General features: G+C 35.1%; 16 protein-coding genes and 1 tRNA gene. 9 read left to right on the top strand and 8 right to left on the bottom strand.

What is annotated here, in order from left to right:
* Window positions 1-36 precede the first annotated feature (36 nt).
* From B2745_RS11935 to B2745_RS11920, 4 genes are all read left to right on the top strand, one after another.
* Window positions 37-780, top strand: coding sequence for a glycosyltransferase family A protein (locus B2745_RS11935; RefSeq protein ID WP_304066861.1), 744 nt, complete (start codon window positions 37-39; stop codon window positions 778-780).
* Window positions 781-852: 72 nt separating this feature from the next.
* The gene (locus tag B2745_RS11930; RefSeq protein ID WP_304066857.1) at window positions 853-1,983 is read left to right on the top strand and encodes a glycosyltransferase; all 1,131 of its coding nucleotides are present in this window, start codon (window positions 853-855) and stop codon (window positions 1,981-1,983) included.
* Window positions 1,950-3,716: a hypothetical protein gene (locus tag B2745_RS11925; protein WP_304066854.1), complete on the top strand. Its 1,767-nt coding sequence runs from the start codon at window positions 1,950-1,952 to the stop codon at window positions 3,714-3,716. Before B2745_RS11930 ends, B2745_RS11925 begins: the two co-directional genes overlap by 34 nt.
* Before the next feature lie 3 nt (window positions 3,717-3,719).
* On the top strand, window positions 3,720-4,430 hold the full coding sequence (locus B2745_RS11920; RefSeq protein ID WP_304066849.1) for a glycosyltransferase family A protein: 711 nt from the start codon (window positions 3,720-3,722) through the stop codon (window positions 4,428-4,430).
* Window positions 4,431-4,624: 194 nt separating this feature from the next.
* Here the strand turns inward: B2745_RS11920 and mobC are convergent, their stop codons facing one another.
* From mobC to B2745_RS11885, 7 genes are all read right to left on the bottom strand, one after another.
* Window positions 4,625-6,652, bottom strand: a complete 2,028-nt coding sequence (gene mobC, locus B2745_RS11915) for a conjugal transfer protein MobC (protein WP_304066847.1) — start codon at window positions 6,650-6,652, stop codon at window positions 4,625-4,627.
* A gap of 15 nt (window positions 6,653-6,667) precedes the next feature.
* Window positions 6,668-7,948: a relaxase/mobilization nuclease domain-containing protein gene (locus tag B2745_RS11910; protein ID WP_304066843.1), complete on the bottom strand. Its 1,281-nt coding sequence runs from the start codon at window positions 7,946-7,948 to the stop codon at window positions 6,668-6,670.
* Complete coding sequence (locus tag B2745_RS11905) at window positions 7,930-8,340, bottom strand: mobilization protein (RefSeq protein ID WP_304066840.1); 411 nt, start codon at window positions 8,338-8,340, stop codon at window positions 7,930-7,932. The genes B2745_RS11910 and B2745_RS11905 overlap by 19 nt, the downstream gene beginning before the upstream one ends.
* Window positions 8,341-8,538: 198 nt before the next feature.
* Window positions 8,539-8,718, bottom strand: coding sequence for a hypothetical protein (locus tag B2745_RS11900; protein WP_304066838.1), 180 nt, complete (start codon window positions 8,716-8,718; stop codon window positions 8,539-8,541).
* Window positions 8,719-9,344: 626 nt separating this feature from the next.
* Window positions 9,345-9,737, bottom strand: a complete 393-nt coding sequence (locus B2745_RS11895) for a hypothetical protein (RefSeq protein WP_304066835.1) — start codon at window positions 9,735-9,737, stop codon at window positions 9,345-9,347.
* Between the two features lie 66 nt (window positions 9,738-9,803).
* Entirely contained in the window at window positions 9,804-10,718 is a 915-nt protein-coding gene (locus B2745_RS11890; RefSeq protein ID WP_304066833.1) for an RES domain-containing protein, read from the bottom strand.
* A gap of 216 nt (window positions 10,719-10,934) precedes the next feature.
* Window positions 10,935-15,359 carry a hypothetical protein gene (locus tag B2745_RS11885; protein WP_304066831.1) on the bottom strand — a complete coding sequence of 1,475 codons (4,425 nt, stop codon included), beginning with the start codon at window positions 15,357-15,359 and terminating at the stop codon, window positions 10,935-10,937.
* 336 nt (window positions 15,360-15,695) lie between these two features.
* On the opposite strand from B2745_RS11885, the gene B2745_RS11880 reads away from it, so the two are divergent.
* Together B2745_RS11880 and B2745_RS11875 are read left to right on the top strand one after the other, a co-directional pair.
* A complete protein-coding gene (locus B2745_RS11880; protein WP_304066829.1) occupies window positions 15,696-15,854 on the top strand; it encodes a hypothetical protein in 159 nt (52 codons plus the stop codon).
* A complete protein-coding gene (locus B2745_RS11875) occupies window positions 15,851-17,410 on the top strand; it encodes a recombinase family protein (RefSeq protein WP_304067081.1) in 1,560 nt (519 codons plus the stop codon). Before B2745_RS11880 ends, B2745_RS11875 begins: the two co-directional genes overlap by 4 nt.
* On the opposite strand, the gene B2745_RS11870 is transcribed toward B2745_RS11875, so the two are convergent.
* Window positions 17,370-17,444: transfer RNA gene (locus tag B2745_RS11870), tRNA-Glu, on the bottom strand. The genes B2745_RS11875 and B2745_RS11870 overlap by 41 nt on opposite strands.
* A 110-nt stretch (window positions 17,445-17,554) precedes the next feature.
* Here B2745_RS11870 and gap point away from each other — a divergent pair.
* The 3 genes from gap to B2745_RS11855 are packed head-to-tail and all read left to right on the top strand — an operon-like array spanning window position 17,555 to window position 20,202.
* Window positions 17,555-18,550, top strand: a complete 996-nt coding sequence (gene gap, locus B2745_RS11865; protein ID WP_304066827.1) for a type I glyceraldehyde-3-phosphate dehydrogenase — start codon at window positions 17,555-17,557, stop codon at window positions 18,548-18,550.
* 5 nt (window positions 18,551-18,555) lie between these two features.
* Window positions 18,556-18,990, top strand: coding sequence for a GNAT family N-acetyltransferase (locus B2745_RS11860; RefSeq protein WP_304066825.1), 435 nt, complete (start codon window positions 18,556-18,558; stop codon window positions 18,988-18,990).
* A 21-nt stretch (window positions 18,991-19,011) separates the two neighbouring features.
* Window positions 19,012-20,202 (top strand): phosphoglycerate kinase, encoded by a 1,191-nt coding sequence (locus tag B2745_RS11855; protein WP_304066823.1) that lies wholly within the window; start codon window positions 19,012-19,014, stop codon window positions 20,200-20,202.
* Window positions 20,203-20,333 lie beyond the last annotated feature (131 nt).

Below are 20,333 nucleotides of genomic sequence, written 5' to 3'. Positions count from 1 at the left end.
ATTTTATTATTTTTATACTATACTTATCATTAATTAATGTCTACAAATATTCCTAAAGCAGTTATTATAACTCCCACAATAGGGACGAAAAAATTAAAAATGGCTGTAGAGAGTGTAATAAATCAAACTTTTGAAGATCTAATTCATCTGATTATAATTGATGGGGAACAATTTAAAGAAGAAGCCTACTCAATACTACAGAATTTTAATTCATCAAAGCACAAAATAATTGTCCTTCCCTATAACACGGGTCAAAATGGATTCAATGGACATAGAATTTATGCCGCTTGTTCTTACCTAGTTGATTCTCCCTATGTATTTTTCCTTGATGAAGATAATTGGTATGATCCTAATCATGTTGAGTCTTTAATTGATATAATAGAATCTGAAAATTTAGATTGGGCATATAGTCTTAGAAAAATATTCTCAAAAGAAGCTAAATTTATCACCAATGATAATTGTGAGAGTTTAGGTAGATGGCCATCTTATTGGTATAAGCAAAGTTTACCTCCATATTCTACCTACCCTAATGTTGTTGACACAAGTTGCTATGCATTAAAAAGTGATATATTAAAAAAGATAGGTCATGCATGGAATTATCCATTAGGAGCAGATCGTATTTTTTTTAGTGCAATAAGTTCATTATATCCTTACTTTACTTCATCGTCCTTATACACACTTAATTATAGATTAAAAAAAAGATCACCTAATGGAATACTTCTAGGAAACAAGGCTGTAGAGAAATTTTATAAAGGTGAATACCCGTGGCTAATAGTTTAATAGTTTCTTTTGAAATTTAAAACGTAAATCAAAATTGTTAAGAAAGAACTTTAACTAAAATAAATTTAAAAAATGAAAGGTCTTTTTGTGCCATTTTTCTATGCTAATCCATATCAGTCCGAATTAAAAAAAAAATTATTTTACGAGGGTGTTTTTATTGAAAGTTCAAAGCACTTAGAATCCTTGTCTGTATTAAAAAATATAAAATACTATAGGCAATTTGATTTTGTACATATTCACTGGACACATACTTTTATGATAGATGAAAAGCAAATTAAGACTATTTTTAAATCTTTAAAATTTATTCTAAATGTTTTATTTCTGAAAATACTAAAAGTAAAATTATTTTGGACAATACATAATATAAGTAATCATGAAAATAAAAACACATCAATAGAAATATTTTTTTTAAGAATTTTAGCTAAGTATTTAGTAGATAAAATTATTGTACATAGTAAATATATTAAGCCTGATGTAATAAAATCATATAAATTATCTCCGTCAAACTTTGATAAAGTTGTAGTAATTAAACACGGAAATTATTGTGATTTCTATAAAAATGATATTTCAAAACAAGAGGCTAGGAAATTATTGGAATTAGATAATAGTGATTTTATATACCTTTTTTTTGGAATGATAAGAGAATATAAAGGTATAGCAGAGCTAATTTCTATATTTAACAAAATATCTGATAATAAAGTCAAATTACTTATTGTGGGTAAAGTTTCACTAACAACTGGATTGAAAGATTTTATAGAATTAATAAATGCTTCAAATAATAAAATTCTGGGAGCTTTTGATTATATTCCCAATGATCATGTTCAATATTATATTAATGCCGCAGATGTTATGGTTTTGCCTTATAAAAATATTTCTACATCAGGAAGTTTACTTCTTGCGATGAGCTTTGGAAAGGCTGTAATCATACCTGATTTTGGTTTTGTTTCAGAGTATATAGATTCAAAAGGCATTTTGACTTATACTCCTTCATCATTAAATGGACTAATAAATTCTATGCATAATATCCGAGGGCTGAACTTTAGTAAAATGGGAGAACTAAATAAGGCGTTTGTAAAAGCTCGATATAACTGGGATGTTATTGCGAAAGAGACAAGCGAACTTTACCGTTCAGTAGAAAAAAAACAGACTAAAAGAAAACATTATTATAGATGGCAGACGAAAATAAAGCTTTCGAAGCTATAGTCAAAAAGCAAATTTTATTAACTGGTTGCTATTTCTCAAAAAAAGAAAACAGAATTTCACATCTAGCTGACTCACTTAATTATTACGTAAGCCTATTTAAAATTACAGGTAAAAGACACCATTGGTCTAGAGCTTTTGAGATAGGAGATTTATTAGTCAACCATCTTTTATCAAAAGATTATAAGTCAAATTGTAAAAATATAATAGAGGATTTAAACTCGCTTATACAATTATATTTAATAACAGAAAATGATAAGTTCTTAATACATTTAAAGGTTATTAAGAAATTTAATGAGGGTTTAATATATAGGGAAATTTCTAAAAATGAAGCTGATTTGAAGAAATTTAATCTGCTTTTATTAAAGTTAAGCTTTTTTGATTTAACTGGAAATAGAACTTTACTTTATCAGATAAATCAAGATATATCAAATTTTTTAAGGAGTTGCTTTTTCTACAAAAGAAACATAAAGTCAACCTATAGATTATTTTATGATGAAAAAGATAGGTATAAAGCTTCCGTATTATTCAAGCGTTCACTTATTGAAACTGGTGCTTATTTTCAGAATAATTCTCTGCTTGAACTTGCAAACATATTTTTTTTAGAAAAAACAAAATGTATTAAAAAAAAATACAAACTCTCTGCTATAAGTTTAAAATCTTTATTAGAATGTGAAATTTCTGTATTGGAAAGTGAATTGAAGTTAGAGTTTTTAATGAATAATAAAATTAATCCTTTATACATCCAAAAAAAGAAAAAAGAATATAAACTCAAATATTCTAATTGTATTGACTTAACATTTATTTATACTTATTTATCTGCTGTAATATTCCTTAAATTATCTGAATACACAAATATACTTAGCTATAAAAGAAAATGTGTTATATATACAAAAAAAATTATTTCTTTAATTTCACAAAAGAGTGTTTATAAGAAAGTATTTAAATATACGAATATAAATAATCTCTTATTTAAAGTAATAAGTTTTAATAAAATACATAATAAGTCATTATCAGGTCAAAAAAAAGAGATCTCCTATGAAGTAAGATCATATTTCCCCTCTATCGATGTTGATGACAAAAATCTTAAAATGAGCCTTCTTTATAACTCTTTTCCTAAGACCATCTCAATACTTGGTAATCTAAAATTTAATCTTTATTTTTACTTGAGTCATGATATAAGGTTAAAAAAAACGCTGTTAACTTTTTTTGATGCTATAAAAGATATAATTGAAAATAATGCTTTTCATGTGTTAAAAAGTACTTTTAAATCTGAATTGACTAAATTCAAACAGCTATCCAAATTTGAATTAGGAGATGAATATAGAAATAGAGAAAATCATTTTTTATCAAACTCTGTACTCATAGAGAACGGAGATATTTTCTTATTTAAAAAGATTTCGATTCATCCTTCTCTAAAATATCTGAGCGTAAAGCAGCATTCAATCTCAAAGGCTATTGATTTTACTTTTAAGGGCTTCATTTGTAATTTAAGTGAGTATGAATTTATTGTGAAATTTAACTTGAAGAATATTGAATTTGAGGAAATTATAGTTAATGCTGTTGATAAAATTATAGTCAAATCTTTAGTTAATAAGCATTTTTTAGAAGATTGTGTGATTAAAATACTTAACCAAATAAAATACAATGACAATCAATATGAATCATTTAAAAAAATAATTATCAATAGAATTTTTATTTTATTAAAAAGGGGGGCTTTAGTAATCTGGAATTAAATTATGAAAAAAATTTCATTCTGTATAACCTGCAAAAACAGATTTCATCAAATATCTCAAACTCTTACTAAAAATCTATCCGACAATAGGCATAATAAGGACATTGTAGAATTTGTTCTTATTAATTTTAATAGCAATGATGGGCTTCATGAGTGGATTGTCCAGAATTTTAAAGATGAATTAAAAAGTGGTTATTTAAAATATTTACTTTCTAAGACTTTAATAGAATGGCATGCATCAACAGCTAAAAATATTGCTCATTATTATGCTACAGGGGAAATTCTAGTTAACTTAGATTGTGATAATTTTACCGGAGTAGACGGTGCTAGCTTTGTTATAAAGCTATTTGAAAATAATTCAAAAATTATACTTCATCAGGCGAGTAATAACCCTTTAGACGGTTCTTTTGGACGAATTTCAATTCTTAAAAAATATTTCATTGGAATTGGAGGATATAATGAGAATTTTAATCCAATGGCATATCAAGATACAGATCTTATACTACGTGCAGTAGAATTTGGATTATTATATACATTAAAAAATGATGCAAAATATAATGAAGCTATACCAAATTCTAAGAAAGAAGGATTAAAATACACAAATTCTAAAAAATCATATTTGACAATGTTAAGTGAAAATAAATTGATATCGCATATTAATATATTTAAAGGAGATATTTTAGTCAATATTGATTCTCTGGGTAGTATATCATAGGTTTGTAAGTGAGGCTATCTCAAAATAATTAAGGCAGTCTTTTATAATTATAGAATATTTTACGACTATTTTTCACCCTGTATTAGTATTGCACCTTTATCTGTCTTACTATAATTGTTGTGCTCTGCTAAGAATAGTTTCCTGCTGCTCGTACTTTTTGATGTGTGATATACCAAACTTTAAGTAATATAATATCACATAGAAATCGCTCTGCCTTCAAGGCCCTCCTCATCTTCTTGTTTCGGAGGTATCTCTCCCGGCTCAGATAATTTATTCTTTGCATCAAGCAATAACAGCTCCGCATTAATCAAATCTTCAACTTCCTGCTTTACACGCTTGTAATTTTCAATCACATCTGTGGTACTTACTTTTTCAATCACAGGAATAGGCTTGTAATGTTCTTCTTCCTTTTTAATTGCTGCATGATCGTTCTGTATTTCGCTATGGAACACCTTAAGTTGAATTTTGCAATCAGGATTATCAGCCACAATGCCTACAAACTCACCGGATGAAAGAGCTGCGATTTTAGCAGCCGGTATGGCATAATCTAATTGTGTGGCTTTGGTGGTAGATGTATCGCTGCTATTAATGGTCATGCTGTTTTTATCCTGAACAATCTTGCCGAAACTTTCAGATAATTTTTTAGCAGTATCACCCGTAACCTGCCCGCTGATGATGTTTCCAACTATACCGGTGATTACATCCGCCTGCTCTGCTCCGTAATCTTTCTTTAGCTGGCTAAAGTCCTGCACTGCTAAAGTTGTGGCAACTTTATTACTTCTGGCGGTAGCAATCAGGCTATCCATGTTGTTGAAATAAATCGTGGGGAACTCATCAAACACCAGGCTGCATTTCTGCTGGTTCTTCCGATTAACCAGCTTGATCATCCTGGATATGTATAGCGATAATACCGCTCCATAGATCTGCAATTTCTGAGGATTATTGCCTACGCTGACTATCTTGGGTTCTTCAGGATTATTCACATCCAATGTAAAATCGTTCCCACTCAATACATAATATAATTGCGGGGAGGATAAACGAGCCAGGCCAATCTTTGCACTGGCAATCTGACCTTCCAGTTGCGCCATTGCCTTGTTATGATAAGCAGATATAAATGGGTTGATCAGTACTTTAATTTCTTCCTGTTGCTCTAAAATGGCGAACAATTTATCGTAATCTGCCTGCATCAGTTCAATTACGTGAGGCAAAGTACAATATTTCCCATCCTCGTATTTACGCAAATACCAGATGATGGCTGTTAAAAAATTAATGGGGGATTCAACAAAAAAGTCGCCCTGTTTCTTGATCCATTCCCTGTTAAGACCAAACATGATGGTACGGCTGGCTTCCGTTGCATCTGTAATATCTTCCATGCCTGCCGGATCTAAAGGATTACAACGATGTGTTCTGGATAGATCATCAAAGTTGATCACATAAAATGATGGCTTGATTTTATAGTTCTTCTGGTATTTGAGTAGCTTATTATAGGCTATCTTTGTGAGGTCATCATATTTGAAGTCGTAAAGAAACATGGTAAAACCTTTCCTGATATGCTGGTCGATAATATGACGGATGACAAAATAAGACTTACCCGCACCCGGAGAGCCAGCAATCAGCAATCCCCTAAACATATTGATAAAGTTGATCCAGCTTTTTAGCTGCTTTCCTTTTAAGTTATATACAGCTGGCAGATTCACAGAATATTCGTTTTCCAACAGCCGTTCCTCCTGCGGAAAGCTTTCATTATCCCGGTTAAAAATGTCCTGCTGCATCACTGATTTGAGCAACCTGGATAATCTGACACCGCCTGTTAAGATTAATAAGTAACCCAAGCTGGTTAAGCCGATATAGCTGAACGCAATAACATTCCTTTCAGCATCCAGATAGAAAGCCAAAGAACTCATAGAATAGAACAGCAATCCGGTTAGGATATAAATCACAATACTGTCTTTCCTGATCTGCTCATCTTTTTTGCCCTTAGCACCAATCAGGGAAATCAATAAGAAAATTAAGGCTGCAATCTTAGCTTTAACTATTCCGATGAACAGCCCCGTTTTGGCAATATTCATCACCATGCGATAAGTAATCTCTGCTGTATAGCCCCATTGAGAAAATGCTGAATAACAACTGATATAAAAATGAATACTTAAAATCACCAGACTGATCAGCCTGGTGAAATCTATAATTTTTCGTAATCCTTGAGTGTCTTCTCCTGTTTGCATATGGTTTTTTATTGGTTAAAAAGATTGTTGCTGTTCCGGCTCTTGTCCTTTTTTCTTTCTTTTCCTTTTTCGAGACATGCTGCTCCCGTAATCTGTAATAGATTTATCAAGTAGGCTCTTTAAGTAAATGGTTGGCTCAGGTGCTTTAAGATAGCTATTACCCGTTCGTTCACGTTTGAAATAGTTGTTAGACGCGGTCGGCTTGAGGTACGTTTTCTGTTCCGGTTTTAGTAATTGGTCATTTGTACCTAATCTGTCCACAATTGCTTTAGCACTGTATGCTTTACCCAGATCACTACCGTTGAAAACGGTTTTATTATTGTTATCCACAAAGGTAATTCCATAAGTAAAGCCTTGTTTATTGGTGCGGAACGTGACACTGATCTTCTGTTTTGCCAGTTCTGCTATAAAGGTGGACTTACTTAGGGATGTATACTTCTGAAATACATGTTTAATCGCTTGTTTTAATGGTTCTTTAAATACCTTCCGTTTTTCAAGATTTTGCTCAAATTTCTTCTCCAGATTTAATAAAGTCGGTTTGCCGTATATTACACTTGCTTTGATGGGTACACCCACCTGTTCGCCTTTCTGATTGATGATGCTATACATCAAGCCATTTTTTTGAAACATCATGGTATTTTCCCTTCCAGGGTCGGCAAGCATATTAAACTGCTTTAAAACAGCATTCATCTCAGCCAGAGAGGTAAACTTATAGTTATTGATCACTGCATTCACGATATTGGTAATGGTGCGTTTAGTTGGTGTCTTTCCATAGATTGCTTTTTCTATGTCTGCTGCTTTGATGCCTAAGCCATTACTTTGCTTTCTACCTTCCGCTTGGATAAGTTTAAATTCTTTTTCTATAGCTTTCCTTGCTACTTCCGATAATGTTCTGCCTATACCATGAATGTCTATGCGTTTGCCATCTGCTTTGATATTGGTGGTAGCAATATGCACATGTGGATGTGCAGCATCCTGGTGTTTGTATGCCAGGTAGGGCTGATCGCCAAAGCCAATTCCATTCATATAGGTACTGATAATCCGCTGTAAAAGCTCATCATTCAATTTATCCTGCGTATCGAAATTAAGGGTGATATGTATGGCATTGGTTTTCACTTTTCTGTTCAGCATGGTAAGATGTTCAAAGCGATGAAGCTTCTGGTTTACGCTCATCTCATTTACCTCTGTGGCAAAGCCACTGGCCAGGATGAGCTTTGCCTCCTTAACCGCTACTTTGTTTTCATTGTAATGGAGTATTCCACGGATACTTTTACCGCTTACGATTTTGGCAACCATTTTTCCGCCAGTTTTGAAATGATGATTAATAACTCTTCTACTTTGTTCCCTACCTTCTCATACAGGTCTGCAGTTTTAAGAACATAAAATGCCCGCTGTGCCTCGTTCTCACTGGTATGAAAACGGTGGGTTTGCTGATTAATATTGATACCTATCGCTTTGAGCTCTTTACGGATTAAAGCCATTTCTTCCATTGGAGCATTTAGTGATACATCCCGGTAAAAGCAGTTGATCTTTTTATTGGAGAGAATTTTACGGGCAACTTCTCCTACGCTTTGGCAGTCGCTTTCCAGACAAATCTTTTCCAGTCTTTTAAATACTTTTTCCGTCACCCTGATGATAATTGGATGGCTTAAAATTTCATCAGGATTAGCAAGTTTCTTTCTTGGCATTTGGATACATCTTTAAAAAGTTTCAGACTTCACGAGTTGCGAGTGAAGTCCCGGCCTTAAGGACGGCAAGATGTTTTCGTATACGAAAATACATCTTGCTGCACACCCACGTGGGCCAACGTTGACCTTCCGAAAGTGCTTTTGAACTTTGGTTTGTACTCTGTTAATTGTTTAAAAGTGTCTATAAAATACTTTCAGTCAAGGCTGGCTTTTTTGACCGGTTTGGGCTTCGTTTTCCGGTTGGTTCAGTGGGATAAACGAACGCAAAAGCTGCCGGATTTTATGACCTAATTCCTTACTGACATGTTTGATCTTGGCGTAGGGCGTACCGTTGAAATCACGACCTTTTAAACTAGATATTCTTTTGTTACTGTTCATAGCTCTTTAAATATGAATTAGCCAAAGTTTGGAAAGAATATAAGAAGAGCTTGTTACGCCAGACTTACGGTAAGCAATTTATTTTTGTCCTTAGTTTAAATTATTACTTTACAAAAAAGTATGGAATATGAAAAGTTTTAATCGTGTAAGAAAATATAACAAACTGCTTGAACTATGAACTCGAGTGATTCATATTTTATGTGGAAGTAAATTCATAAGCGGTTTTAGAAAGTTGTTTTCAGAAACCAAACGACTTTTATCTAAAAAGGAGATGCAAACACAGAAAAATGGCTTGAAAATGAATATCTTTGATAAAAGTGAACGAGAATTGATTTAACAGGCGAATATGATTTGAATAAATCTAGTGACTCTTATTTGATTTTGCAGCTTTTTTCTTCACTAAATAGTCTTTCTTTCAAAGCTGATAGTTAATTAAATAAAGCGACTTAAATGCCTTTCACGATTTTTCGAGCAATTCCGTCCATGGCGCGTCTACATCCACTTCAATGAATAATGTCCAATATCGTAGGCGGTTGCTGATAATCAGTATCATTCATCTTCTCTATTTGGTATAGCATGAATTTCCTAAACACTTGAAAAATGGTACTAGTCTTGTTTTCGAAAAATTATCTTTTCTGCCCGTTTAGGTGCCCCGAACCAAAATACTTAAACTTTCCTAAACCTTTCAACTCTATAAACACTGACCAGAAGTCATCTGTCATATACCTTAGACTACCCGGATACATGATAAAAGAATCCATATAAAATTCATTTCCAGCCAAGCTCCAATTAAATGTTATATCCATTTTTTCTGATTTCAGGAGCAAGTTTTGCCCTGAGTAATTCAGATTACATTTTGAAGTATCCCACTTATCCTTAAATTTTCCGTAAACAAAAAAGCTAGATGCTATATCTATTAATAACTCGTTGGTCTGAAAAAATATCCGTTCGTGTTCTTTTTTATTTATATCGTTAGGATTATATTGGGCAAAAAATATTCTTCCAACTGCTTGTCCCACACATCAAAATTTGTGTTGCCTGATTTAAATATTTTTTGATTGACATAGTTATTAGTTTATCAGCTGTTATGTTCTAAAGAACTTATTTTTTAATTCTTCCGATGCTGACTCCATTTTGTACCATCCCAGATCATTAACATTTGCTTCTACGATACCTGTTCGATATAAATTATCGAGGAACACCTTTTTACCTCTGATTTGAACGTGAACGATAAGTGCTTCTTCAAATTGCAAATGTTCATCTACTGTTTTAGGCAACAATGCGACGTTACTACCCTCGTAATCAGTTTTCACACTTGGATAAATAATGCCTTGAATACTTCCAGTTTTAAATGCGCTTTCAGCGTAAGCAGCACTGATCTTGTAATCAGAATCAGTAACAATATCTGCTTTCGCGAATTCCTCCGAGTAGAACTCCAAAATTGAAATCAACATTTGCACCTCCTCTTCTTGCATATTTTCACGAAATACTTTTAAATGGAACTGATATGCTTTTTCAATTTCCGGAGTTGTGACTATTCGGTCCTTTTTAAATACCATTTCAGCGAGCCGCATATTCTTTGTGATCTTCCACTTGCTTACAGTCGTGAAAATATCCTTATCAACTTTACCTTTTTCTTGGCTTCTTAACAATTCATCTGTTTCTGCTAAGGCAACGATTCTTGATAATTGGATCGGACTGCTGATTACTGTACCATAAAATATAGAAAAACCGGGTGAGTTGGCCCTACCAAAGGTCTTGATATTTTCAAAATCAGTACGATAAGACAACTCCTGTTTAGAGGTAAATATTTCGTCCTCCTTATTAATCCGTATCCGTTCAATATAGTTACCAGCACGAACTTCTGTCACGAGGATGGGTAATACGATCTCTTTATTCATAATATCGATGATCTCTGGGTAAGAGATAATAGACAAATCCAACTTTCTAAGCCTGTCTAAGCATTTTTTTAGATTATTGAGGTTTATTTTTGGAAGCATATCAAATCATATTTTTTAGCCTTATTTTTCAGATAGAGTATGCTTTTTTGATAAGGTAGCGTTGATTCTGTACCAGAGTTTCATTATGTGTTATAACCTTTTCAATGAGATCGTTTTTGTCGTTTAATCCAATCAATACCCAACAATGATCTGCATATCGTGCAAGTCCAAAGTTAAACCCTGACAGATAGCAGAAGTTTCCCTCATTGAGTAATTTCATACTTTAAATTTATATTCTACTGCCCGATAAAATGGTGCCCATTTTCTGGTTTGTGCTCTTTTTCGGTCCGTATCCCAATTTCCATCGATAGGATAATAGTCCCGCTCACCCCAAACGATCTGGAACAGGGTCAATTCATTATCCTGGAGATATTTATTTAATAGATCTTTTCTCAGGTAGGTGAAAGTTTCCTGGTCAACATATTCTACTTCATAGGTATAGTTGAAGCTGGCCAGTTCACCATTCCGGTCATTTAGATCAGCGATCCCGTAGGGGCTTGACAATTCCAGTTCATCTATCATGTTTTTACACAGGTAAACCTTGTCTTTATGATAGCGAACAGGTATAAAAACATCAATGGTTTTATCTATTTCGCGTGGCTCCTGTTTGGTGAATTTCTCTTCTTCCAATTCAATATTCAAACGCTTGAATGCATCCTCCAAACTCTCATCTTCATCGGATTCAGGTGCCTTAAACCGGATCATGGGCATGGAAAATCCTGATATGTTCGTCCTGGGGTGATTTAAAAAATGTAATTGCCTTATAATCATGTCCCAAAGCTGGTCTGATTCCTTTTCCATCAATCGCTTACCATTTTCAATCAGAACGATCTTGGTATATTCCCTGTCAATAATTTCAGATTCCAAACTATAGTTCCACTCTGTAAATTCATTGTACGGGATGCTATCTGCGTCGGGGATCTCGGATTCATGTATGTTATTTGTATAGGGAATGCTGTTATTGGCGCGCCCTAATTCTGTTTTATCGCTGAAAGCCAGCCTTGCTTCCGCCAAATCTTTATTCCGCACAAAAACAGTGTCTACTTTGAAATAGAACTGCCTTTCCTTAAGCTTTTTATGTTGGTGTACCAATCCGTGCAGTAAAACCCAATTTCCAGTTTTTTCCTGAAAGGCCGTCCTTTCAAGAAATTCCGAGACATCAGGTGCGGAATGATCAGCACACCATTTAGATAACGAGATATTGGCATCAATAAAATCCCTTTCAACAAATCTCGTCGATGGTAAGGGCTCGTCGATATCGCTCGGATCATGTTTAAGTTTAAATGTGCGCAGGTAGCCTATATCATCATAGGATTCCAAATCATCCAGGCCGTCAAGATACCCGCAATATTCAAGAAAGGCGATCTCGATATATTTATCAGCATATCGTTCAGTGCTGGCAAATGATTCGCCCCAGTGCTTATATTTAGCAATTTGTATATCAGGTTCGCCAAACAGTTCAAATTTGTAGCCCAACTGATAAGCGCGCCAACGCAACTTTGCCTGAACAGCAAGGTATTCCGGTGTTCGATTATATTCATTGCCACGGCCACGCGAGATGTAGGGCATTTTTTCTTTATTGAAATAGTAGTCAATAAGAGCATTGCCATCCCGATATTCTCCTTCATTCAGGTCTTCGGCCTCCTCCCAGATTATGGTGCCTATATCCTTAAAGTTTTTTCTGATGTCCTTAATATCTACCGCTGCTTCAGGGAACTTGCGGGATAACAATTTTAGAATGCTATAAGCGTAGTTCCTGGTAACCAGATGGTTAGTTGCATGAGTTCCTCCTATACCGAGTACCTCTTTTTGGAGAAATACAGAAAGTTTGAGCAAGTCATTTTTATGATTTTCTTTATTGCTTTTTACTAGATAGATACAGGTATTATAAAGAATAACCATCATCCATTCAAATACGGATGGGTCATTTATTTTCGCCGAACTGTAGAATTCTGTGAGAAAAACTGAGGGGAACTTTATCGCGAACTGATATAACGCATCTCCGGCTTTACCTTTAAGATTCTTATTGGTTGAAGTAAATGTCCATTTAAGATAGTCGGCAACCAGATATATCTTTTCATTTTGTTCCTGTGTAAGTGAAGCGCTAGTTTGTAAGGCTTCAAATTCTGTGATCAGGTCATCTAAAAAACCCTCTCTCAAACTTCTCAGGTATTCAGACCATACAGTATCCCTTTCATTCATAGGTAGTCCAGCGAGCTTTACTGACCAAAACTTAAAATTAAAGGGGTGGTTAGAAACAAAAAGCACGTCCTCACTTAGGCCAATCAGTCTGATCAGATTTTTAGAGTGCCCAGATAATGCATTAAAATATATCACCTGTTCAGGTGTAATATATTCCGGCGAAAGTAAAATAGTAGCAGCAATCGACCGTTCGAATAACCTCTTTTCTATAGGGGACTGGGCTTGGTCTTTTCCCGGCTTGGTAATCAGGTCGTGTACGAAGATGCCTTTCTTGATCGGCAACAAACTACATAAACCATCGATTATGTCTTCGTGGTTAGGATGGAGTTTATGATAATCATCACCGATCAGCGACTCAACTTGCTCATCTTTAAAAAATGTGGTAAAGTCCGTAACGGTATCCACTAAGTGCTTGGCGATAAAATAACCCGCCATCAGATCGTACGTCAAAAAAACATGCTCCTGCCCATTGTGCCAGTTACGGATAAACAACAACTCTTCATCCAGTAAGGCTTTGGTCACCGAATCCTTGTAGTCGGGTTTTGTTTGACCATCAGCAATAGCCATTAGATCATCCAACAATAATGCGCGCTGATGTTGTTGCCATAATATTGCAGCGATCTCGGCCATCACTTTTGAAGCCAGCTTTTTATTGGCAGCGGTAGGTGCTATCCTGCCTGCCTTTTGTATTCTTTTGAAAATATTGTCATCACAGAGACTGACAAAATTATCAAAAATTGAATAGATGGAGTCAAAGCCTAGTGTAACCTGTTTAATTTCCTTTCTTTCGCTATTGACAGATTCACAAAAAAGTTTCAAGTATAAAGGCTTGGTGAACCGCTCCAATGAGAGGAAAGATAGGTCTGCCTGTATCTTATACTGGCTGAAGTAATTCCTGACCAGCTTCTTTTTGTCCTCTTGATTTGTAAAACCATATAGTGAATGAAATCTCTTGTCATCATGCTTTATATCGCCCCATATCGCATCTTTATAGGAAGTTCGGCAAGTGGTCAATAGTACCAAATTTTTTCGATGCAGGAAATCAGCTTCCATTTGTGGCAGGTCCAAGTTAAGCCGCTCATTTAGAAATCCTTGCGCATTGATGGCTTCATTTAATCCATCAATAACTATAGGGATGCGTTTGTTATGAATTTTTCCAAGTTCATCCAGGCAATCCAGTAAATCACTAAAACTGTAATCCGATTTGATGTCAAGCATCATTAGTATCTGGTCACTTAAAGGATTAGGTCCAGTAAATTGAATTGCAGGAATGTAAATAGCAGGAATTTTTGATGATAGGTATTCCTTAACTAATGCTACAGAGAAGTTTGTTTTTCCGTCGCCGCCATTTCCCAAATAATGAGCAGAACGCCATCCAACAGGTATTCTGCTATGTGAAACATAATATTTAAGTTCTTCTATAAATTCTTCATAAACATTTTCTACCGGCCATATCTTTTTTAATTGCTCTAAATTGCTTTTCTTTTGATCTTCAGTAAGTTCTTGGGCGTTATTTTGCTGCCAGTTCCTGCGGAACTCTTCAAGACCGTTTTTGATCGATTCAAAATATGCGATCTCATTTTCATATTCGTCACCGATCAATTTTTCAAAATTATTCGGTGTGATATTTCCCAACCGGGCTTTCAACACCGGTAGTAAATTTTCGGCCGCCAGATTGAATTCAGTATAACGATCTATATACTTTCTCAATAATGGCCGCCAAAGATCGGTCGTGTAATGCAGGCTTTCCAGTTTTTCCTTTGCATCACCCAGCAGTTCTTCTAGTTTTCTCGGATAATAAGCGATCCTCTGTTCGACGAACTTATCATTACAAAGAATAGGATTTACATAATAATATTCAAACTCTCCATTAGGTACATACAGCAGGTCATCAAACTTGTTCTTTACAATGCTGAACGACTTTTCGAATGTTCTTGAAAACCAATCTACTGGCAATTCCAGTTTGTTAAAAAACGATTGCTTTAATCCGTTGAAAGCAGGTTGATTTATTTTTTCATGTAAAAAACTCTCATTCCAAACTTCTATTTTGCCAGGATGACTAACCGGGACATGGTTTTTAAGCTCTGTATTTACCCAGGTTTGTTCATCTGGCGTAAGATTAGTGGTCAAGCATAAAAACCATATTTCCATTTTAGGATGGTTGTTTACTGCTCGTTGAAGTGAAGAAATGATCGCTGCCTTTCTACCACTGACGCTTAATCTTGCCGAACCTTCGTAATATTTCGCTTGCCATCCCCATTCCATGCCATTGGGCATGGTTAAATAAAATTCAACGCCATCCCCACCGCCGCTATCGTCGACTGGTGTGAAAGTACCTTTGTCAGAATATAGCTTTGAAGCTATTTGATAACAGAGCTGCTCAAAACTCTTGGATTTAGTTGTTTTATAGGGTTGTAATTTGTTCCAATCGATAATCATCAAGTATATAGGCTTAGAGATAAATTCAAATATACGTGCAGTTACAAGCTATTGAAAATACTGTTAATCTTTTTTTGACAATAATTTATGCTTTATTAGTGTTACTTGACCTCTATATACTGGATAATTATTGGGTATTCTTCTAATGATACTCATGGCTTTAGATTTGAATAGCCAAAAGTTGCAGAAAGAAATTATTGTGTTACACACATAGCACAACATACGGTATGTGATTTTTTGAAAATCTACCAGAACTAAATTTAACATACCGTATGTCTGGCGGTTGAGATGGCTTTATCGAAGCTTTGCAAATTGCTCTTTTTGAAAGGAGCGTAAATGAAATCAGAAAATAACAAAGACATTATTAACCCAGAAATCGTAATAGAAATTCTCAAAAAGAATGGCATCATTATTACCATAGAAGAAGCTAAAAACATCTTGGAAACCATGGATTTTTTGGTTAACTTGTCAATAGATCAATTAGTTACAGAATGAAGACGGCAGATTTATATATCAGGGTAAGTACAGATGAACAGGCAGACAGAGGATACTCCCAACGCGATCAGGAGGAACGTTTAAGAAAGTACTGCGAGATCAATGCTATTGCCATTCATAAAGTAATTTATGAAGATCATTCTGCAAAAACTTTTCTTCGCCCATCCTGGATTAAGCTGTTAGCTGAGCTCAAAAAGACTAAAGGAAAACGAAATATTATCCTGTTTACCAAATGGGATCGTTTCAGCCGAAACACAGGTGATGCTTATGCAATGATCAATACCTTAAGAAAGCTGGGTGTTGAACCGCAGGCAGTAGAACAACCCTTAGACCTGTCTGTACCTGAAAATAAAATGATGCTTGCCTTTTATCTGGCGGCTCCAGAAGTAGAAAATGACCGGAGAGCATTAAACACTTTTAATGGTATGCGAAGGGCAAGAAAAGAAGGCCGTTGGATGAGTACTGCACCATTAGGTTATACCAACAAAATTACCTCACAAGGTAAAAAATATATAGAACCTAAACAGCCCGAAGCGGAGCTGATGAAATGGGTGTTTTCTGAAATTGCTAAAGGAGTATATGCAGCCGATCAAATTAGAAAAATGGCGAATGAAAAAGGATTAAAATGCCAGCGAATGAACTTCTGGCGTTTAATCAGGAATCCGGTCTACTGTGGTAAAATTATTGTACCCGCATATAAAGATGAAGATTTAAAATATGTAGACGGACAACATGAACCGATAATCTCTGAAAGCCTTTTTTATGATGTACAGGATATTTTAAATGGAAAGAAACGTAAGACCGCAGTAAAAGCTGTTTCGGTTGATCTCTTGCCCTTAAGAGGATTTATCAATTGTCCAAAATGTCATCGGATGCTTACAGGCAGTGCTTCTAAAGGAAAATACAATCATTATTACTATTACCATTGTACCTCAGCCTGCGGTGTGAGGTATAATGCAGTGGAAGCCAATGAAATTTTTATTAAACAGTTGCGTGATTTCGTTATTAATCCTGCTGCTGTAGAAATATTCAGGCTTGTAATCAGATCAGTTTACAAAAGTCGAACTAAAAATGAGTTTAATGATAAAAGCTCAATCTTAAAAGATATTACAAAACATAACGAAAAACTTAGCAAAGCCAGGAATCTACTCTTGGAAGGAGATATTGATCCCACCGATTATAAATTAATAAAAGCAGAGTGTGAAGATCTGATCAATCGCTTAGAGGCGAAACTCTCAAATACCGTCATTAATCCATTAGCAAAATTCAACATAGACGAACTCCTTGAAAAAGTTATTGATAGCTTTTCTAAACTGGATGAATTGTACCGGAATGCAGATGTAAAAAGGAAAAGAAAGCTAATAAGTTCGATCTACCCCGGAAAATTGGATTTTGACGGAATTCGATATCGAACTCTTCAGACCAATGTTTTTACCGATACTATCTTGTTGATAAACAAGAATTTAGAAGGCATAAAAAAAGGGAAAGATTCTGATTTTAAGAACCTTTCCCTTATGGTAGCCCGTAGGGGAATCGAACCCCTGTTTCCAGAATGAAAATCTGGCGTCCTAACCCCTAGACGAACGGGCCAAATCTCTTTGGGTGTGCAAATATAGAAAACAGCCTAAAACTCACAAAAAAAATTAAATATTTTTTATCACACACATTAGGTAAATTCGCTGAAATTTCTGAGAGCATATATGAGGGTAGCCATTAATGGTTTTGGGCGTATTGGACGCACCGTTTTAAAATTACTATTACAAAAGCAAGATATTGAGGTTGTTGCCATTAACGATTTAACAGACACAGCAACCTTAGCGCACCTGTTTAAATACGATTCTGTGCATGGTAATTACAAAGGAACCGTAATTCATCATCAACAAGAAATTGTTGTGAACGGAAAAAGTATCCAAACTTATGCAGAGAAAAGTCCAGAAAACTTACCATGGAAGGCCTTAGGAGTTGATTTAGTGATAGAGTCGACAGGTAAATTCTTATCCAGAGCTTTAGCAAATAAACATCTAGAAGCAGGGGCTAAAAAAGTATTATTATCAGCTCCAGCTGTAGATAAAGATATCCCAACTGTGGTACTTGGCGTAAATGATGAACAGATAGATTGGTCTTCAAAAATCATCTCGAATGCATCTTGTACCACTAACAATGTGGCTGCAATGGTTAAAGTTTTAAATGATAACTGGAAAATCAAAGAAGGTTATATCACCACAGTACATTCTATGACAGGCGATCAAAACCTACATGATGCCCCACATCGTGATTTACGTAGGGCAAGAGCGGCATCATCTTCCATCATTCCAACTACAACAGGTGCTGCAAAAGCTATCACCAGTATCTTCCCTCAATTAGAAGGGAAACTGGGCGGGGCAGGTATCCGGGTACCTGTATTAAATGGTTCTTTAACGGATTTTACCTGTATTTTAGAGCAACAACCAGCATCTGTAGCACAAATAAACGAAGCTTTTAAAGCAGCAGCAGAGGGCTCACTTCAAAATATTTTATATTATACAGAAGACCCAATTGTTTCTGTAGATATTATTGATAACCCACATTCCTGTGTATTTGATGCACAGCTAACTTCTATAGTAGGTGGCATGGTAAAAGTGGTGGGCTGGTACGATAACGAGTTTGGTTACGCTAGCCGGTTGGTGGATGTTGCCCAAAAAATGGCGAAAAAATAAAGCTTATGATCAAGTTTATTTCAGCACAAGATGTTTTGCCTTTGCGTAATAAAGTTTTAAGAGAAGGGAAACTTCAAAACGATGAATGCGCATTACCTCTAGATAAAGAAGAAGAAAGCTTCCACTTAGGCTATTTCGTGGCAAATGAATTGGTTTCCATTGCCACCTTTCATATCGTCCCAAAAGAAGGATTTACAGGTTTAGGCTACCAATTAAGAGGCATGGCTACAGATGAGGGTTTTAGAGCTAAAGGTTATGGTAATATGCTGATTAATTTTGCAATCGTATATTTGCGAGGCAAAAAGGCCAACTATTTGTGGTGTAACGCCAGAAAAGTAGCTTATAAGTTTTATTTAGGCTTAGGTTTCGAGTTCATTTCTGATGAATTTGAGATTCCCGGTATAGGGCCTCATAAATGCATGTATTTAAAAATTCAATAACAATCCAACACAATAATAAATATGAATACCGTAGACAAATTAAATTTCGCAAACAAGAAAGCTTTAGTAAGGGTAGATTTTAATGTCCCTCTGGATGCTGATTTCAATATAACCGATGATAAGCGTATCACCGCTGCCTTGCCAACTATCCAAAAGATTTTGAATGATGGAGGTGCAGTCATCTTAATGTCGCACTTAGGCCGCCCAAAAGATGGTCCTACCAACAAATATTCTTTACAGCATGTGGTTAAGCATTTATCTAGTTTATTAGGTAAAGAAGTGGCTTTCGCAGATGATTGTATAGGCGCAGAAGCAAAAGCTAAAGCCGATGCTTTACAAGCAGGAGAGGTGTTACTGATAGAAAATTTACGTTTCTATAAAGAAGAAGAAAAAGGTGATGAAGCCTTTGCAGAGAAATTAGCTCAATTGGGTGATGTTTATGTAAACGATGCCTTTGGTGCAGCACACAGGGCACATGCTTCTACCGCTGTAATCGCTAAATTTTTCCCAACAGCTAAATATTTTGGTTATTTAATGGCTTCTGAGCTAGAAAATGCAGAAAAAGTATTAAATAAAGCCGAAAGACCATTTACCGCTATTATGGGTGGTTCTAAAGTATCTGATAAAATTCAATTGATAGAAAGATTATTAGATAAAGTAGATAATTTAATTATTGGTGGCGGCATGACTTATACTTTTGTGAAAGCTTTAGGCGGTGAAATTGGTAAATCTATTGTAGAGTTAGACAAACAAGAACTAGCGTTAGAGATTTTAAAGAAAGCAGAAGCAAAAGGTGTAAAAATTTATATCCCTACCGACTCTTTAATTGCGGATGATTTTGCAGAAACAGCCAATACGCAATATGTAGAAACCAAAAATATACCTTCAGATTGGGAAGGATTAGACATTGGTTTAGAAACCCGTAAAAAATATGCAGACATCGTGATGAATTCTAAAACTATTCTTTGGAATGGTCCAATGGGTGTTTTTGAAATGAAAAAATTTGAAGAAGGCACTAGGGCTGTAGCAGACGCTATAGTAGCTGCTACTAAAAATGGTGCATTCTCTTTAATTGGAGGTGGCGATTCTGCGGCAGCTATCGCTAAATTTGGCTTAGAAAACGAAGTAAGCTACGTTTCTACAGGTGGTGGCGCTTTATTAGAATATATGGAAGGCAAAGAACTTCCAGGTGTAAAAGCTATACAAGGCTAAGACTTTTATGAATCACAAAAAATAAGACTATAACATCATTTCATGTCAGGCTGAGCGAAGTCGAAGCTTTTTTATCCTTCAACTTCGCTCAGGATGACAATAATCCTATTCCCTATTGACCAATAACTATT

This window comes from Pedobacter glucosidilyticus (genome assembly GCF_002483235.1).
In the GTDB taxonomy this organism is placed as follows: Bacteria; Bacteroidota; Bacteroidia; order Sphingobacteriales; family Sphingobacteriaceae; genus Pseudopedobacter; species Pseudopedobacter glucosidilyticum_B.
This window is presented reverse-complemented; position numbering and strand designations above follow the sequence as displayed.

What these genes read in the sequence shown, in the direction of transcription:
- B2745_RS11935 (WP_304066861.1), top strand. Translation starts at nt 37, where the DNA reads ATGTCTACAAATATTCCTAAAGCAGTTATTATAACTCCCACAATAGGG.
- B2745_RS11930 (WP_304066857.1), top strand. Translation starts at nt 853, where the DNA reads ATGAAAGGTCTTTTTGTGCCATTTTTCTATGCTAATCCATATCAGTCC.
- B2745_RS11925 (WP_304066854.1), top strand. Translation starts at nt 1,950, where the DNA reads ATGGCAGACGAAAATAAAGCTTTCGAAGCTATAGTCAAAAAGCAAATT.
- B2745_RS11920 (WP_304066849.1), top strand. Translation starts at nt 3,720, where the DNA reads ATGAAAAAAATTTCATTCTGTATAACCTGCAAAAACAGATTTCATCAA.
- mobC (WP_304066847.1), bottom strand. Translation starts at nt 6,652, where the DNA reads ATGCAAACAGGAGAAGACACTCAAGGATTACGAAAAATTATAGATTTC.
- B2745_RS11910 (WP_304066843.1), bottom strand. Translation starts at nt 7,948, where the DNA reads ATGGTTGCCAAAATCGTAAGCGGTAAAAGTATCCGTGGAATACTCCAT.
- B2745_RS11905 (WP_304066840.1), bottom strand. Translation starts at nt 8,340, where the DNA reads ATGCCAAGAAAGAAACTTGCTAATCCTGATGAAATTTTAAGCCATCCA.
- B2745_RS11900 (WP_304066838.1), bottom strand. Translation starts at nt 8,718, where the DNA reads ATGAACAGTAACAAAAGAATATCTAGTTTAAAAGGTCGTGATTTCAAC.
- B2745_RS11890 (WP_304066833.1), bottom strand. Translation starts at nt 10,718, where the DNA reads ATGCTTCCAAAAATAAACCTCAATAATCTAAAAAAATGCTTAGACAGG.
- B2745_RS11885 (WP_304066831.1), bottom strand. Translation starts at nt 15,359, where the DNA reads ATGATTATCGATTGGAACAAATTACAACCCTATAAAACAACTAAATCC.
- B2745_RS11880 (WP_304066829.1), top strand. Translation starts at nt 15,696, where the DNA reads ATGAAATCAGAAAATAACAAAGACATTATTAACCCAGAAATCGTAATA.
- B2745_RS11875 (WP_304067081.1), top strand. Translation starts at nt 15,851, where the DNA reads ATGAAGACGGCAGATTTATATATCAGGGTAAGTACAGATGAACAGGCA.
- gap (WP_304066827.1), top strand. Translation starts at nt 17,555, where the DNA reads ATGAGGGTAGCCATTAATGGTTTTGGGCGTATTGGACGCACCGTTTTA.
- B2745_RS11860 (WP_304066825.1), top strand. Translation starts at nt 18,556, where the DNA reads ATGATCAAGTTTATTTCAGCACAAGATGTTTTGCCTTTGCGTAATAAA.
- B2745_RS11855 (WP_304066823.1), top strand. Translation starts at nt 19,012, where the DNA reads ATGAATACCGTAGACAAATTAAATTTCGCAAACAAGAAAGCTTTAGTA.